This is a genomic window from Plantibacter sp. H53, from assembly GCF_001650455.1.
Lineage (GTDB): Bacteria > Actinomycetota > Actinomycetes > Actinomycetales > Microbacteriaceae > Plantibacter > Plantibacter flavus_A.
In genome coordinates this window covers 120,235-135,544 of the sequence record NZ_LWCT01000046.1, presented here as the reverse complement: position 1 = coordinate 135,544, position 15,310 = coordinate 120,235, and the positions used below count along the sequence as shown (strand labels likewise).

Genomic DNA, 15,310 nt, shown 5'->3' with positions numbered 1-15,310 from the left:
CGGACCCCGCATGACCAACCGGCTCGCCGAGGCGATGAGCCCGTATCTCCGATCGCACGCCGAGCAGCCGGTCGACTGGTACCCGTGGGGGCCTGAGGCCTTCGCCGAGGCGGCCCGTCGCGACGTCCCCCTGCTCGTCTCGATCGGCTACTCGACGTGTCACTGGTGTCACGTCATGGCGCGCGAGTCGTTCTCGGACGAGCACATCGCCGAGCTCCTCCGACGCGACTTCGTGGCGGTGAAGGTCGACCGCGAGGAGCATCCGGACGTGGACGCCAGTTACCTCGCCGCCGCCGGCGCGTTCACCCATGACCTGGGCTGGCCGCTGAACGTGTTCGTGACGCCGCGCGGACACGTCTTCCACGCGGGCACCTATTCGCCTCCCGTGCCGCTCCGCGGGCATCCCTCGTTCCCACAGGTGCTCGAGGCCGTCAGGGTCGCGTGGACCGAGCGACGTGAGCAGGTCGTCGCGAGCGCCGACGGGCTCGCGCGGGCGATCGCCGAGACGATGTCGTCCACGGATGACGCGCCGCTGCCGGAGACCGGCGAGCTCGATGCGGCGGTCGAGGCGGTCGAGGCGCTCGAGGACCGGGAGCTCGGTGGCTTCGGCACGGCTCCGAAGTTCCCGATGGCCCCGCTGTTCGACTTCCTGCTCACGCCGCGCGAGGGGGACGCCGCTCGCCGCGGTGTCGACCTCGCGCAACGCACCCTCAGGACGATGGGGGCATCGGCGCTCCGTGACCCGGTCGAAGGAGGGTTCTTCCGGTACGCGGTCAACCGGGACTGGAGCGAGCCGCACTACGAACGCATGCTGACGGACAATGCGCTCCTCCTCACCGCCTACACCCGGGTTTGGGCCGAGCGTCCGAGCTCCTGGGCGGCCGGTGTCGCCGCCGGGATCGCCGAGTTCCTCATCGGCACGCTGCAGCAGCCGAGCGGCGGCTTCGGGTCGGCGCAGGACTCCGAGAGCATCGTCGACGGCGTCGGATCGGAGGGCGGCTACTACCGACGCGATGCGGACGGCCGGGCGACGCTGACCCCGCCTGCCGTGGACCGCAAGGTGCTCACCGGCTGGAACGGGCTCGCGATCGGCGCGCTGGCGGAGGCCTCGACGGTCTTCGACCGTCCCGAGTGGCTCGAATCGGCGAGGTGGGCGGCGGACGCGGTGGTCGAGAACCACCTCGGCTCGGATGGCACGCTCGCCCGGGCCTCGCTCGATGAACGGCGGTCGGGTGCGTCGGCGACCCTCGAGGACTACGGGATGCTCGCGGAGGGGCTCCTGCGCCTCGGCCTCGCGACGGGCGAGGTCCGCTACGCGGAGGTCGCCCGCGACCTCGTCGACCGGTGCTTGTCAGACGAGACCGTGACCGACGAGACCCTGCCCGACGACACCGTGACCGACGCCCCCTCCGCCACGGTGGCCGGCTTCATCCTGCCTGGTGGTGGCGACCCGGTGCTGTCGGCCCAGGGCATGCGGATCGACGGCGACCCGTCGGAGGGCGCGTATCCCTCGGGGATCTCGTCGCTCGGACGCGCGTCGCTGCTGCTGTTCCAGCTGACGGCTGACGGCCGGTTCCGGGACGCCGCCGAGGGCGCGGTCCGGTTCGCCGCGTCGGCTGCGCTGTCGGCACCGACCGCGTTCGGCGCGAGTCTCGCCCTGGCGGCATCGCTCGCCGGTCCGGCGTCGCAACTCATCGTCGTCGAATCGGATCGGGTGGATCCGGACGAGGACGAGGATCGTGCGACGGCGGACCGGGCGATGCGCGACGCGGTCAGGACGCGCCGGGACGACGTCGTGGCGGTGGTCTCCGAGCGGCAGGCGGCGGCTTGGGCGACGAGCGGGTTCGACGTCTTCGCCGAACGGACGAGTCGCGACGGCCGGTTGACCGCCTACCAGTGCCGGGACTTCGTCTGCCGGCTCCCCGTGACGGACGTGGCGCAGCTCGACGCCCGCTGATCCAGCGCACCCGTCGACCCGACACGCGGATGGGTCAGGCTCCGAACGAGCCGTCCGGACGGCCGAACCGCAGCTCGCGTGCTTCTGAGCGCCAGCGCCCGAGTCCACCGTCGAGGAGCGCGACGCGCTCGTACCCGGCTCCGGTCAGCGCCGCCCGCAGGCGCTCGGCGGAGCGCCCGTCGAGCTGGTCGTACAGGACGAGCGTGTGCTGCTCCGTGACGCCGATGGCGGCCGCACCGCGTCGGACCTCCTCCGCTGAGGACGCTCCGAGCCCCCGGCCTGTATCGAGCAGTTCGACGAACACGGCGCCGGGGACGTGCCCGTCGAAGAGGTACAGGTCGTAGCCGCTCACCAGCCGCACCGGGCCGTCGTCCAGCGGAGGCAGCTCGACGACACTCGCGTCGAGGACGATGAGGCTCTCGCTGCCGAGATGGTCCGCGAGCCACTGGGTGGAGACGAGCGGGTCCACCAGGAACGGCGCGTGCGTGGAGGTCATGCGCCCACCGTAGGAGGCCGCGGCCCGGATGACCACGGTGGTCGGCAACACGCGGTCACACGACGCCGGGGTTCAGCACTCGATGACGTTGACCGCGAGACCGCCCTCGCTCGTCTCCTTGTACTTCGTCGACATGTCGACGCCGGTCTGGCGCATGGTCTCGATCACGGTGTCGAGCGACACCAGGTGCGTCCCGTCGCCGTGCAGCGACAGCCGTGCGGCGCTGACGGCCGTCGAGGAGGCGATCGCGTTGCGTTCGATGCACGGGACCTGGACGAGCCCGCCCACCGGGTCGCACGTGAGGCCGAGGTGGTGCTCCATCGCGATCTCCGCGGCGTTCTCGACCTGACGCGGTGTGCCGCCGAGGACGGCGCACAGGGCACCGGCGGCCATGGCGCAGGCCGAGCCGACCTCGGCCTGGCAGCCGCCCTCGGCCCCGGAGATGGACGCGTTCGCCTTGAAGAGCGAGCCGATGGCGGTCGCGGTGAGCAGGTAGCGACGGATACCGTCGAGCGAGGCGCCCGGCACGAACCGCAGGTAGTAGCTCCCGACGGCCGGGATGATCCCCGCGGCCCCGTTCGTGGGCGCGGTCACGACCCGCCCGCCGGAGGCGTTCTGCTCGTTGACCGCCAGGGCGAACGCGTGCAGCCACTCCGTGGGGAGCTCACGCCCGCTCTCGGCCTCGGCCACGTCGAGGCGCTCACGGACGGCACGTGCCCGGCGCTTGACGCCGAGACCGCCCGGGAGGGTGCCGGTGTCGGCGAGCCCGGCGGTCACGCACTCGTGCATGGCCGTCCAGATGGCGTCGAGGCCGGCGTCGACCTCGACGGCTGGCCGCAGGGCTTCCTCGTTGCGTCTCGCGATCGCGTCGATCGGGAGTCCCGTCTCGTCGCAGAGCCCGATGAGCGCCTCAGCGGTCCGGAACGGCATCGGCACGGGTGTCGACGGCAGCACCGTGCTCGGGTCGTCGCCGTCACGACGGATGAAGCCGCCGCCGACGGAGTAGTACGTCTCGGAGCGCACCGGGAGGTCGCTCCGCTGGTCCCAGGCGTGGAGGGTCATGGCGTTCGGGTGGCCCGGCAGCCTCGTCCTGGGTACGAACGAGACGTCGTCCTTCGAGAACGCGATGGCCCGCGTCCCGGCGAGCGTGAGCGGAGCGCCGTCGGGGTGATCGCTCCAGGCCCGTCGGACCTCGGCAGGATCGCACCCTTCGGGGGTGAGCCCCCGGAGTCCCGCGACGACGGCGTCGGGGGTGCCGTGGCCGATGCCGGTCGCGCCGAGCGATCCGTACAACGAGCACGTGACGCGGTCGACCCGGTCGAGCAGTCCGTCGTCCGCGAGCCCGGTGGCGAAGGCCAGGGCCGCCCGCATCGGTCCGACCGTGTGCGAGCTGGACGGCCCGATCCCGATGGAGAAGAGGTCGAACGCGGACACGTATGCGGTCACTGGACGACCCCCTTCGGTGCGACTGGCTCCTCTCACTCTAAGCGCCTTCGGCGTCGGGTGCGGTGTCAGCGGGTGTCAGCGGCAGGTGAGCGCTCCGTGAGCGCCCCCGCCCACACTGTTGTCCGGGTCGCCCACCGGCGGTCCACACCTGATTTCGAAAGGCATCCGCATGAGCATCAGCTCCGACTGGGCGATCGAAGCCCACGGCCTCGTGAAGACCTTCGGCGACAACCGGGCGGTCGACGGCGTCGACCTCTCGGTCCGCACCGGCACCGTCTACGGCGTCCTCGGCCCGAACGGCGCCGGCAAGACCACCACCATCAGCATGCTGGCGACGCTCCTGCGTCCTGATGCCGGCACCGCCACCGTCTTCGGTCACGACATCCAGCGGGAGTCGCAGGTCGTGCGCCAGCTCATCGGCGTGACCGCGCAGTTCGCGTCGGTCGACGAGAACCTCTCCGCCACCGAGAACCTCGTCATCTTCTCGCGACTGCTCGGACTCGGCCGCGCGGAGGCGAAGCGCAAGAGCGCGGAACTCCTCGAGGAGTTCGGCCTGAGCGACGCGGCGTCGCGACCCCTGAAGAAGTTCTCCGGCGGCATGCGTCGTCGTCTCGACCTCGCGGCGAGCCTCATCGCCCAGCCGCCCCTCATCTTCCTCGACGAGCCGACCACGGGCCTCGACCCGCGGACCCGCGCGCAGATGTGGGACACGATCCGCCAGCTGGTCGCGACGGGCTCGACCGTCCTCCTGACCACCCAGTACCTCGACGAGGCGGATCAGCTCGCCGACCGGATCGCCGTCATCGACCGCGGTCTCGTCGTCGCCGAGGGCACCTCCGACGAGCTGAAGGCCTCCGTCGGCGAGTCGTCGCTGCAGCTGCGGCTCGCGGACCCCGCCGACCTGGAGGATGCGCGACGGGTCATCTCGAGCGTCCTCGGCGTGGACACCGTCGTGTCGCCGGAGGCCACCCGCATCACGGCCCCGATGCGCGACCCCGACGCCGTGACCGACCTGTTCATCACGCTCCGGGAAGCCGGGATCCGGCTCGCGGAGATGAGCGTCCAGAAGCCGACGCTCGACGAGGTCTTCCTCACCCTCACCGGGCACGGCGTCGAGGCGGACGACGCCGACGCCGTGTCCGACACCGATTCCCTCGACACCGCAGAGCAGGTCCACGCATGAGCACGATCACCATCACCCCGGCCGCAGACCGGTCGCTCCGGAACCACGTCAGCCTCTCGCAGACGGTCCGCAACTCCTTCACCATGGCGTACCGCGGACTGCTCAAGATCAAGCGCACGCCCGAGCAACTGATCGACGTGACGGTCCAGCCGATCATCTTCACGCTGATGTTCACGTACATCTTCGGCGGCGCGATCGCCGGCGACGTCGCGAGCTATCTGCCGATCATCATCCCGGGCATCCTGGTCCAGACCGTCATCACGACCTCGGTCGTGACCGGCATCCAGCTCCGCGAGGACATGGACAAGGGCGTGTTCGACCGCTTCAAGTCGATGCCCATCGCCCGCATCGCACCGCTGGCCGGTGCCCTCCTCGCCGACACGGTGCGCTACACGATCGCCACGACGCTCACCTTCGCGATGGGCTTCGTCATGGGGTACCGACCGGAGGGCGGCATCGGCTTCGTGGCCCTCGCCGGCCTCCTCGTGATCGTCTGCGCCTGGGCCATCAGCTGGATCTTCGCGTTCTTCGGGGTCATCGCCCGGAGCGCGAGCAGCGTGCAGGGCATCTCCTTCCTCGTCCTGTTCCCGCTGACGTTCCTCTCGAACGCCTTCGTCAACCCGGAGACGATGCCGAGCTTCCTCCAGGGCTTCGTGGACGTGAACCCCGTCTCGCACCTCGTGACCGCGGTCCGCGACCTCGCGAACACGGGTGTCTTCGGCGGTGACGCCTGGCTGGCGCTCCTCGGTGCCGCCGTCATCGTGGCGGTCTTCGCACCGCTCACCGTGCGGGCGTACATGCGCCGCGCCTGACGACGAGACGACCGCAGCGACCGATCAGCGCGCCGCCAGGGCAGGACTGCCGAGCAGTTCGAACGCTCTGGCGGCGCTCTCGTGCGCCTGCAGGGGGAGGGTCCGCTCGGCGAGGCGGTCGCGCTCGGTCGCTGTGAGGCGCGCCGCCGCTGCTGCCTCGTGTGGTGTGCGGACGAGCGATGGGATGTCCTGACGGGAGGCGAGCGCACTGGCGAGCGCGACGAGCTCGGCGCCGATCAATCGCACTTCGTCGTCGTCCGAGCGGACGTACCAGGCGCCGAGGGCGACGACGGTGGAACCGAGCACCGGTCGGTCGAACCGGTTCGGGAGGAGGCGTCCCAGCGCGAGGGTGCGGGTGCGGACCCGCCGCACGAGACGCTGGACCTCGGTGGCATCCGGGACGCCGTCCAGCACGGCGGCGGCGATCGCGGCGGAGCCGACGAGGGTGAACCACGGCGATCGTCGCGACTCACCCGGAGCGAACGCGACGAGCGCCTTCCCGTAGAGCTCGGCTCCCCGTGCGGCGTCGCCCTGGGCCCGCGCGATCTCGGCGAGACCGGCCCAGCCGATCGACCGGCGTTCGGGGAGCGGGGCGAACGCGGAGAACGAGACGTCGTCCGAGAGGAACCGGTCGAGCACGGTGGCGGCGGCGGCGTGGTCACCACGGGCGATGTCGCCGATCGCGATCAGCCACTCGAGTTGACGGAGGTCCGCCTCGGCACCGATCGCGGTCAGCCCCTCGGCAGCGCGGGCCGCCCAGACGAGCGCCTCCTCCGGCTCGTCGTTCTGGCTGTGCAGTTGGGCGAGCATGTGCGCACTCATGGCGGCGCCCCAGACATCTCCGAGCGTGAGCGAGAGGTCGTTCGCGCGCAGGGCGGCCGCTTCGGCGGCGCGGGGGTCGCCGTCGTTCTCCGCCGCCTGTGCCGACATGAGGTTTCCGAGGTTCGCGACGTGCGGGTCGGTCGACCGGGAGTACCCGCGGAGGAGGGCCTCCGCGCGTTCGGGGCGACCCGCGACCAGCAACAGGCTGACCATCGCGCGCATCCGTGGGGCCTGTGTCGTCCGCGCCCGTTCGAGTCGGCGGAGGACGCCGATCGCCCGCGCGGACGTGCGGGGATCGGTGGCGAGGAACGTCACGGTGATGATGGCGACGGCGATGGCGGGGGTGTCGGTCGACACCGACTCCGGGTCCTGGTGGCGGAGCACGTCGAGGACGGCCGCGCCGAAGACCAGGACCTCCTGATGCGCGCTGCGGATCGTCCAGAAGAGGGCGAGTGCTGCGAAGACCGGGGCGACGACATCGGCGCGATCCTCGGCGACGGCCCCGCGGAGCACGTCCACCAGGGTGTCCTGTTCGACGGCGAGGCGCGCGAACGCCGCCACCTGTCGAGGGCCTTGCATGGCGGGGAGGAGCGTCTCCGCGAGTGCGACCGCCCATGTCCGCGTGCGGTCGAGTACGAGGTCGTCCTCGTGCGCCTCGGCGGACTTGATCGCGCCGAACTCGCGGACCGTCTCCAGCATCCGGAACCGGACGGTCCCGGTGGCCGGGTCGTCCTGCACGGTGAGCAACGACTGGCCGACGAGCGCGTCGAGCGCCTCCACGACTTCGACCTCGGGGGCGAGCGCTGCAGTCGCCTCCAGATCGAAGCCGTCGGGAAATCTGGACATGCGACGGAGGACGACACGTTCGTGCTCGCCCAGGAGGTTCCAACTCCAGTCGATGACGGCGAGGAGGGTGCGGTGGCGCTCAGGAGCACTGCGATCACCGGCGGTCAGCAGGGTGAAGCGGTTCCCGAGTCGTCGCTCGATCTCCTCGACCGACATGGATCTGGTGCGCGCCGCCGCGAGTTCGATCGCCAGCGGGAGCCCGTCGAGTTTCGCGCAGAGACGCGCCGCGACGTCGAGTGGCACATGGAGACCTGGACGGGCGGCGCGGGCACGCTCGACGAACAGCCGCACCGCCGGGCCCGCGTGTTCGAGGTCGGTGCCGTCCACGGCGGCGTCCAGCGGGTCGAGCTGGTAGACGTGCTCGGCGGCGATCGACAACGGGCTCCGACTCGTCGCGAGGACGCGGAGGTCGCCGGCCCAGGCCAGCGCATCGGCGATCCAACGTGCCGCCGCGTCCACGAGGTGCTCGCAGTTGTCCATCACGAGCAGCGTCGGCCGTTCCGAGAGACGGTCGATGATGCGCTCGCGCAGTTCGACCGGCTGCACCATGATCGCTTCGCTCAGCCGACGCGGGGTCGGAGCCTCGCGGATGCCGAGTGCGGTCGCGACCGCGAGTGGCAGATCGTCCGGGTCCCGCACGCTCGCCAGTTCCACCACGACGACACCGGGTGTGGTCGTGGTGGCACGTCGGGCGACCTCCTGGGCGAGTCGGGTCTTCCCGAGGCCACCGGGGCCGAGGATCGTGGTCAGGCGGACCTCGGACACGAGCCTGCCGATCGCGTCGAGGTCGGTGTCGCGACCGAGGAGTTCGTTCGGCGCCGTCCGGAGCCCGAGCACCATGCTGGAGACCCCGGTGGTCACCGGAGTAGCCACCGGCGGAGACGCCTCGACGGCGTCCTGCAGGAGTGCCGTGTGCGCCGCGACCAGTGCCGACGTCGGGTCGGCACCGAGTTCGTCGCGGAGCCGGTGACGGTGATCGGCGAAGAGCTGCATCGCGTCGGAGCGACGTCCGCTCTGCGCGTAGGCGTTGAAGAGCATCAGCTGGGTGGCGTCGTCGAGGGGGTCGGCGGCGACGAGCGCCTCGAGATCGGTGATCACGGCCGCGCCGTCGCCGAGCTCGAGGCGGCTCTGAGCACGCACCCGACGCAGCTCGTCGCGGAGTCGCGCCGCGCGGTGCGCCAGCTCCTCGCCGATCGGACCGTCCAGTTCAGCGCCGGGATCACCCGTCCAGAGGAGGAGCGCGTCCCGGGCGAGCATGTCGGCGGTGTCCGGGTCTGCGGCGCGGATGGCCGTCGACGCCGCATCGGCCGCCCGCGCGGCGGCGTGGAGGTCGACCAAGGACTGGTCGATCGACAGTCGATAGCCGGCGGCCGAGGAGTCGATGAGGTCGGGTGCCGACACGGCGCGCACCCGTGAGACCAGGGTCTGCAGTGCAGCTTTCGCACCCGCGGGCGGTGCGTCGTCCCACAGCTCGTCGATGAGGGCGGCCGTCGACACGGCGCGCCCGTCCGCGAGCACCAGGATCGTCACCAGCGCTTTGGCGAGCCGGCCGCCGGGTTCGACGAGCCGACCGGTGCGTCCCTCGACGAGCACCGGCCCCAGGACGGTCACTCGGAGCTTCGACGCAGGCACGTCACGAGTGTATCCAGGGCCGTATCCCGTACCGTCCCGGTCACTGAGCCTGTCGGAGTGCGACCTGCCGACGAGTTCAGGGAACCGAGGCGTCAGCGCAGGGTCTTGCGGGCGGTGATCTGGCCGGTGTCGAAGCCGAGCAGGTGGAGGCCGCCGTGGAACCGGGCGTGCTCCACCTTGATGCAGCGGTCCATCACGACGTTCAGGCCCTTCGACTCGCCGTACTCGGCGGCCTCCTGGTTCCAGATGCCGAGTTGCACCCAGACGGTCGGAGCTCCGACGGCGACGACCTCGTCGATGACCTGGGGGATGTCACTCGCCTTGCGGAAGACGTCGACGATGTCGGGTACCTCCGGCAGGGAGGCGAGGTCGGGGTAGGCGGGCTGTCCGAGGATCTCCGTGGCGTTCGGGTTCACGAAGTAGATCCTGAAGTCGCTCGACTGCTGCAGGTAGGTGCCCACGAAGTACGAGGAACGCGCCGTGTTCGGGGAGGCGCCGACGATCGCGACGGACTTCGCCTCGCGGAGGAGCCTCAGGCGGGCCTTCGCGTCGGGGCCCGCCCAGGTGCGCTGCGAACGCAGCAGCTTCGCGAGCGGCGAATCGGCGGGCAGCGAGCAGGTGAGGCCGTTGGTGAGCCGGACCGTCTCGGTCGCGTCCTGGTCGGTCACGGTCGTGTCCTCACCGGTCACGGTCGTGTCCACACCGGTCACTGAGCCTGTTGAAGTGCTCATGCCACTACTCCTTCACCGCGGCTGCGAGCGCCTGGTCGAGGTCGTAGATGATGTCGTCAGGGTCCTCGATGCCGACGCTCAGTCGGACGATGCCCGGCAGCACACCGGCGTCGACGAGTTGCTGGTCGGACAGCTGCGCGTGTGTCGTCGATGCGGGGTGGATGATGAGCGTCTTCGCGTCGCCGATGTTCGCCAGGTGGCTCGCGAGGTCGACGGACTCGATGAGCTTCTGGCCGACCTGACGGCCACCCTTCACCTCGAAGCTGAAGACCGAGCCCGGCCCCTTCGGCAGGTACTTGTCCGCACGCTCGTGGTGCGGGTGAGCCGGGAGCCCGGCCCAGTTGACGGCGGCGATGCGCGGGTCGGCGTCGAGCCACTCGGCGACGATCCGCGCGTTGTCGACGTGGGCCTGGATCCGGAACGGCAGCGTCTCGACCCCCTGGGCGAGGAGGAAGGCCGAGTGCGGTGCGAGCGCCGGACCGATGTCGCGGAGCTGCTCGGCGCGCAGCCGGGTGAGGAAGGCGTACTCGCCGAAGTTGCCCGACCACTGCAGGCCGCCGTAGCTCGGGACGGGCTGGCCGAACAGGGGGAACTTGTCGGTGTTCCAATCGAAGCGCCCGCTCTCGACGACGACGCCACCGAGGGTCGTGCCGTGGCCGCCGAGGAACTTGGTGGCCGAGTGCGTGACGATGTCGGCACCCCACTCGATCGGGCGGTTGAGGTAGGGCGTCGCGATGGTCGAGTCGATGATCAGCGGAATGCCGTGTGCGTGCGCCACGTCGGCGAGGCCCTCGATGTCGGCGATCTCGCCCGAGGGGTTCGCGACCGTCTCGGCGAAGACGAGCTTCGTGTTCTCCTGGATGGCGGCGGCGTAGTCGGCGGCGTCGGAGGACTGCACGAAGGTGGTCTCGATACCGAACCGGCGGAGGGTGACGTCGAGCTGCGTGATCGAGCCGCCGTAGAGGTTGGCCGAGGCGACGATGTGGTCGCCCTGTCCGGCCAGCGAGGCGAAGGTGATGTACTGCGCGGCGAGACCGGAGGCGGTCGCGACGGCACCGAGGCCGCCCTCGAGGCTGGCGATGCGCTCCTCGAAGCTCGCGACCGTCGGGTTGGCGAGGCGGGAGTAGATGTTCCCGTACTTCTGCAGGGCGAAGCGGGCGGCGGCGTCGGCGGTGTCGTCGAAGACGAAGGCGCTCGACTGGTAGATGGGCAGCGCCCGTGCGCCGGTCACCTGGTCGGGGATGTTGCCCGCGTGGATCGCACGCGTGCGGAAGCCATACTCACGATCTGCCATGCGTTCACGCTACCGGAGCACCGTCGAGCGCTTCACCGTGCTGCAACATTGCGTCGCATTCGACCGCACTGCACAGGGCCTGCCCAGGGCGTCGGCGTATCGTGTGGAGCACAGCCCTGATCGGGCTGCCGGACGAGGGCGCAGTACCCGGAACGCGACAAGACTGACCACTTGGGAGTGATCGTCATGTCGTGGATCGTACTCATCGCGTCCGGCGTCCTGGAAGCCGTCTGGGCCACCGCGCTCGGCAAGTCCGAGGGCTTCACGAAGCTCTGGCCGACCGTGACGTTCGCGGGGGCGCTCGTGCTCAGCATGGCCGGCCTCGCCTGGGCCATGCGCGACATCCCGGTGGGCACCGCCTACGCGGTCTGGGTCGGGATCGGCGCAGCGCTCACCGTCGGGTACGCCATGACCTTCGGTGGCGAGCAGCTGTCGGTGGTCAAGGTGCTCCTCATCCTCGGGCTCATCGGCTGCGTCATCGGCCTGAAGATCGTGGGCGGCGAGCAGTAGTCACGCTGGTCGGACACGCACGCCTGCCTCAGGCCAGGTGCACCGCTCCGAGCGCGAGCACCGCGATGAGGAGCCAGGAGACGAGCCCGACGACGAGCGCGCGCCACCCGGTGGTGACGAGTGTGCGGACGCGGATCGCGGCACCGAGTGCGAAGAGCGCCATCGCGAGCAGTGCGGTCTGCACGCCGTCGGCGACATCGAGGACGAGCTCGGGCGCCGGGAGCAGGGTGCGGACGAGGACCGCGGCGATGAAGCCCGCGACGAACAGCGGGACGATCGGCGGTCGGGCTGCGGTCGCGGTTCCGTCGGTGTCGACCTGCGCACCGGCGCCGGCCGACACCGCCAGGAGTCGGCGGCGTTCGATCGTCGCGGCGGCGGCGACCATGGGGGCGAGGAGTACGACCCGGGTGAGCTTGACGACGACGGCGATCGCGAGTGCGCTCGTGCCGGCGATCTGGGCGGTCGCGACGACCTGACCCACGTCGTGCACACTCGCCCCCACCCAGTGGCCGAACTGCTCGTCACTGAGCCCGAGGGGGCCGCGGAGCGCCGGGAGGACGAAGATCGCGAGGGTCCCGCAGAGCGTGACGAGCGCGACGGGCGTCGCCTGTTCCTCGTCCTTCGCCTTCACGACGCCGCTCATCGCGCCGATGGCGGAGGCGCCGCAGATGGAGAAGCCCGTGGCGATGAGGAGCGGTTCGGGTCCCGTGAGCCCCAGTCTCCGGCCGAGCCACAGGGTGACGAAGAAGGTGACGACGACGATCGCCACCGTGGTGGCGAGCGTGACCCACCCCAGGCCGGCGATGTCGACGAGGCTCAGCTTCAGCCCTAACAGGACGACGCCGATCCGCATGAACCGTTTCGCGCTCATCCCGAGTCCCGGCTTCAGGACGCCCGCCGCGAGCCGCTGGAACGGCGGCAGCTGGCCCATGACCATGCCGAGCAGGACGCTCGCGGTGAGCAGCGGGACGACCGGCAGGAGGGTGTGGAGGCCCAGGGCGGCGAGCGCCGCTGCACCGGCGACGAGCACCCCGGGGAGCGCCTTCATCGTCGTCCTCCCGTCACACCCATGACGGCAACCAGGCGTGCAGGTGCCAGAACCAGTAGGGCACGGTGATCGCGGTCCAGAGCGGATACCAGAAGATGCTCAACAGCGTCGTGATGGTCACGAACACCCCGATGACGCCGACGCCGGCGAACCGTCGTTCCTCCGGGTCGTCGCGGGACCCGAGGATCTTCCCGATCGCGAAGACGAGGGCCAGGATGAGGTACGGCTCGAAGACGATCGTGTAGAACTGGAACACCGTCCGGTTCAGGTAGAGCAGCCAGGGCAGGTACCCCGCTGCGACTCCGAGGACGATGAGCCCGACCTGCCACTCGCGGTACCGGACGAGCCGGTAGACGCAGTACCCGAGCGCGACGGCGGCGCCCCACCAGATGAGCGGGTTGCCGATCGAGGTGATCGCGGAGGAGCAGGCGTCCCACGCGCAGCCGTCGGTCCCGGTGGCGGGGGACTGATAGTACATGCTCGTCGGCCGGATCATGAGCAGCCAGCCGAGCGGGTTCGCGGCGTAGGGGTGCGGGGTGCTGAGGCCGACGTGGAAGCTGTAGGCGCTCTGGTGGTAGTGGAGGAGGCTCTGGAACCAGTGGGGGACCCACGCGAAGGTGCCGGTCCAGGCGTTGCCCACCGCGTCCGCCCACTGACGGTCGTACCCGCCAGACGTCCTGATCCACCCGGTCCAGCTGGCGAGGTACACGAGGGCGGCCACGGGGACGAGGGTCACGAAGGACACGGGGCCCTGTTTGAGGACCGCCGCGCTCGCCCACAGGCTGAGGCCCAGTCGGCGTCGGAGCAGGAGATCCGTGACGATCACGTACACCCCGAACGCGGCGAGGAAGTACAGTCCGTTCCATTTGACCGCGGTGGCCGCGCCGAACGCGACCCCTGCGGCGAGCAGCCACGGCCGCCACCAGAGGACGGGACCCCAGGCCGGATCGGCGCCCCTCGTCCGGGCTGACGCGACCTTCGCCGTCAGGCGTGACGCGTGCCACGACCGGTCCAACAGGATCGCGCCGAATCCCGCCAGCACGAAGAACATGACGAAGTTGTCGAGCAGCGAGACCCGGGCCATGACGATCGCGTGCCCGTCGATCGCGAACAGGAACCCGGCCAGGACGGCGAGGACCGAGGAAGTGAACAACCGCTTGGCGATGAGCGTGACGAGCAGGACCGCGAGCGTTCCGGCGATCACGGTGGAGATGCGCCACCCGGTGCTGTCGTCGATGCCGAACACGGCGATGCCGAGCGCGATCAGCCATTTGCCGAGCGGTGGGTGCACGACGTAAGAGGGGTTCGTGCTCGGGCTGCCCGCGTCGCCGTTCGCGAAGCCCTCGTCCGCCCCGTCCGGCCAGGTGCTCTCGTAGCCGTTCAGCCACAGCGACCACGAGTCCTTCACGTAGAAGGTCTCGTCGAAGACGAGCGAGTGCGGGTGACCGAGGTTCCAGAACCGCAGCACGAACGCGAGGAGCGTCACGGCGGCCGGGCCGCCCCAGATCCAGAGCTTCCTGCGGCGTTCGGTGCGGAGCATCCGCTCCCACCATCGGTCGAGGCGGCATCCCGTCTCAGGGGCTTTCACGAGATCGACCGACACCGTCTCATCTAACCACCCCGACCGGATGGGAGACTGGTCCGGTGATCATCCTCGGAGCGACCCCCATCGGCAACCTCGGCGATGCGTCGCCACGACTCCGGGAGGCGCTGGCCGCGGCTGAGGTCATCGTCGCCGAGGACACCAGGACGGCCATCCACCTGCTGCGCGCCCTCGGTGTGGAATCGCGGCCGCGGCTCATCGCCATGCACGACCACAACGAGCGCGAACGTGCGGCCGAGATCGTCGAACTGGCCCGCGAGACCGACGTCCTCGTGCTCAGCGACGCCGGCATGCCGACCGTGTCCGACCCCGGCTTCCACCTCGTCGACGCGGCGGCGGCCGCAGACGTCCAGGTCACCGCGATCCCCGGGCCGTCGGCGGTCGTGACGGCGCTCGCCGTGTCCGGCCTCGCGACGGACCGCTTCACCTTCGAGGGGTTCCTCCCGCGGAAACCGGGCGATCGACGCAGCAGCCTCCGAGCGCTCGCGACCGAGCCGCGCACGATGGTGTTCTTCGAATCGCCCAACCGACTCGCATCCTCCCTCGAGGACATCGCCTCCGTGCTCGGAGCCGATCGTCGCGTGGCGGTGTGCCGTGAGCTCACCAAGCTGTTCGAGGAGGTCAAGCGGGGGACGGCCGCTGAACTGGCCGAATGGGCGTCCGGCGGTGTGAAGGGCGAGATCTGCATCGTCATCGCCGGTGCGGAGGCCGTCGAAGCCGATCCGGCCACCGCGCTCGAGCAGGTGCTCGCGCTCGTGGCCTCGGGCACGCGCCTGAAGGACGCTTCCAACGAGGTCGCCGAGGCCACCGGCCTCTCGAAGCGCGACCTGTACCAGGCGGCTCTCGCAGCCCGGCCCCCGAAGGCGTCGCCGGACGCGAAGGTGCGTCCCGCACCGTAACAGGCACGGTGGCGACGCCCGCTCGTCCTAG

At 70.6% G+C, this 15,310-nt stretch carries 12 protein-coding genes and 1 riboswitch; of the genes, 5 read left to right on the top strand and 7 right to left on the bottom strand.

Translation table 11 applies throughout. The annotated features are described in order from the left end of the window. The first annotated feature begins 10 nt into the window (after positions 1–10). Positions 11–1,957 carry a thioredoxin domain-containing protein gene (locus A4X17_RS15235; RefSeq protein WP_064296507.1) on the top strand — a complete coding sequence of 649 codons (1,947 nt, stop codon included), beginning with the start codon at positions 11–13 and terminating at the stop codon, positions 1,955–1,957. 34 nt (positions 1,958–1,991) lie between these two features. Here A4X17_RS15235 and A4X17_RS15230 read toward each other — a convergent pair whose 3' ends face one another. Next, positions 1,992–2,453 carry a rhodanese-like domain-containing protein gene (locus A4X17_RS15230; RefSeq protein ID WP_157583563.1) on the bottom strand — a complete coding sequence of 154 codons (462 nt, stop codon included), beginning with the start codon at positions 2,451–2,453 and terminating at the stop codon, positions 1,992–1,994. Between the two features lie 72 nt (positions 2,454–2,525). Then, complete coding sequence (locus A4X17_RS15225) at positions 2,526–3,899, bottom strand: L-serine ammonia-lyase (protein ID WP_064296505.1); 1,374 nt, start codon at positions 3,897–3,899, stop codon at positions 2,526–2,528. A gap of 169 nt (positions 3,900–4,068) precedes the next feature. Between A4X17_RS15225 and A4X17_RS15220 the strand changes: the two genes are divergently transcribed. Next, the gene (locus A4X17_RS15220; RefSeq protein ID WP_064296504.1) at positions 4,069–5,082 is read left to right on the top strand and encodes an ATP-binding cassette domain-containing protein; all 1,014 of its coding nucleotides are present in this window, start codon (positions 4,069–4,071) and stop codon (positions 5,080–5,082) included. Further along, the gene (locus A4X17_RS15215; RefSeq protein WP_064296503.1) at positions 5,079–5,894 is read left to right on the top strand and encodes an ABC transporter permease; all 816 of its coding nucleotides are present in this window, start codon (positions 5,079–5,081) and stop codon (positions 5,892–5,894) included. The genes A4X17_RS15220 and A4X17_RS15215 overlap by 4 nt, the downstream gene beginning before the upstream one ends. A gap of 24 nt (positions 5,895–5,918) precedes the next feature. Here the strand turns inward: A4X17_RS15215 and A4X17_RS15210 are convergent, their stop codons facing one another. The 3 genes from A4X17_RS15210 to A4X17_RS15200 form a co-directional block, all read right to left on the bottom strand. Next, positions 5,919–9,194, bottom strand: coding sequence for a BTAD domain-containing putative transcriptional regulator (locus tag A4X17_RS15210; protein WP_082916214.1), 3,276 nt, complete (start codon positions 9,192–9,194; stop codon positions 5,919–5,921). A gap of 92 nt (positions 9,195–9,286) precedes the next feature. Beyond that, the gene (locus A4X17_RS15205) at positions 9,287–9,925 is read right to left on the bottom strand and encodes a CoA-binding protein (RefSeq protein WP_082916213.1); all 639 of its coding nucleotides are present in this window, start codon (positions 9,923–9,925) and stop codon (positions 9,287–9,289) included. Positions 9,926–9,929: 4 nt separating this feature from the next. Further along, positions 9,930–11,219 carry an O-acetylhomoserine aminocarboxypropyltransferase/cysteine synthase family protein gene (locus A4X17_RS15200; RefSeq protein ID WP_064296501.1) on the bottom strand — a complete coding sequence of 430 codons (1,290 nt, stop codon included), beginning with the start codon at positions 11,217–11,219 and terminating at the stop codon, positions 9,930–9,932. A 108-nt stretch (positions 11,220–11,327) separates the two neighbouring features. Beyond that, positions 11,328–11,391, top strand: a riboswitch (guanidine-III (ykkC-III) riboswitch). Between the two features lie 14 nt (positions 11,392–11,405). Here A4X17_RS15200 and A4X17_RS15195 point away from each other — a divergent pair. After that, on the top strand, positions 11,406–11,729 hold the full coding sequence (locus A4X17_RS15195) for a multidrug efflux SMR transporter (protein ID WP_064296586.1): 324 nt from the start codon (positions 11,406–11,408) through the stop codon (positions 11,727–11,729). Between the two features lie 28 nt (positions 11,730–11,757). Here A4X17_RS15195 and A4X17_RS15190 read toward each other — a convergent pair whose 3' ends face one another. Together A4X17_RS15190 and A4X17_RS15185 are read right to left on the bottom strand one after the other, a co-directional pair. Beyond that, a complete protein-coding gene (locus A4X17_RS15190) occupies positions 11,758–12,777 on the bottom strand; it encodes a YeiH family protein (protein WP_064296500.1) in 1,020 nt (339 codons plus the stop codon). Between the two features lie 13 nt (positions 12,778–12,790). Continuing rightward, entirely contained in the window at positions 12,791–14,317 is a 1,527-nt protein-coding gene (locus A4X17_RS15185; protein ID WP_082916212.1) for a dolichyl-phosphate-mannose--protein mannosyltransferase, read from the bottom strand. A 104-nt stretch (positions 14,318–14,421) separates the two neighbouring features. Here A4X17_RS15185 and rsmI point away from each other — a divergent pair, with 104 nt between their 5' ends. Beyond that, positions 14,422–15,279, top strand: coding sequence for a 16S rRNA (cytidine(1402)-2'-O)-methyltransferase (gene rsmI, locus A4X17_RS15180; RefSeq protein WP_064296498.1), 858 nt, complete (start codon positions 14,422–14,424; stop codon positions 15,277–15,279). The last annotated feature ends 31 nt before the right edge of the window (positions 15,280–15,310 follow it).